This window comes from Brucella ciceri, from assembly GCF_041930145.1.
GTDB classification, from domain to species: Bacteria; Pseudomonadota; Alphaproteobacteria; order Rhizobiales; family Rhizobiaceae; genus Brucella; species Brucella intermedia.
On sequence record NZ_JBHEEV010000036.1, the window covers coordinates 1 to 844 of the forward strand.

An 844-nucleotide genomic window follows, 5' to 3' on the forward strand; every position below is an offset into this window, starting at 1 on the left:
AGTTAAAAATGGGTCTGGGCATTCTGATTTGGCTGAAGGACAACCTGTCCCCATCCCCTTTTGAAAAAGTCACCCCGAAGCGCTCCTTCTTCTGGATGTGAAGATACTCGCCCGCTTTCTCGTTTCAACATCGAATGCACTCTCCCAACCTTCCTGGTGCTTCTATGAGAGAGCTCTGTTGCAGAAAAGACACGAAATTGCCCGTTTCCGGGCAGGAGGTTTAGGGTTTATTAACATGAGTAAATGGGAATTAACGAGTCTTAACGCTTGAAAACACGCGCTTTTTGACATCGGCCCCACTTCAGGGAAGCGAATCCACGATTTCTGGCGTTCCAGGCGGAGAATATGTCAGACTATCGTCATAGGCCGCCACATTGGTCGAAACCAGGGCGAATCTTTCCTTCTTATGCGAGGCAAAACGACAGCGCCGGGCCGGACGAAAGCCGATGATTCCACGCACATTCCGGATCGCGTATATATAAAGTGCGATAATTCGCAGGAAATTTTGCCAGTTGGCGCGCAATTCGCTTGAAATGACAAAGCGTACCGGCTATCTCGCCCTTACCGGAGAGGTGGCCGAGTGGTCGAAGGCGCTCCCCTGCTAAGGGAGTAGACCTCATAAGGGTCTCGTGGGTTCGAATCCCATCCTCTCCGCCAGTTGCTCCACGAACATTCCCTCACAAGATCAGATCTGGATTCGCTTCCTTGCGTGCGATTACATGGCTTTTCGCACCGTATCAGCCGCGCGACCGACTGGCCGCCAATTTCCTGACTTTTTGCGCCTCGGGTTCCGAGATCTGGCAACGACTTGAAATATATAGTTTATTTCCCAAACCTCCGATTC

General features: G+C 51.2%; 1 tRNA gene. It reads left to right on the forward strand.

Annotated elements, in window-relative coordinates:
- Window positions 1-566 precede the first annotated feature (566 nt).
- Window positions 567-657: transfer RNA gene (locus tag JNC63_RS21865), tRNA-Ser, on the forward strand.
- Window positions 658-844 lie beyond the last annotated feature (187 nt).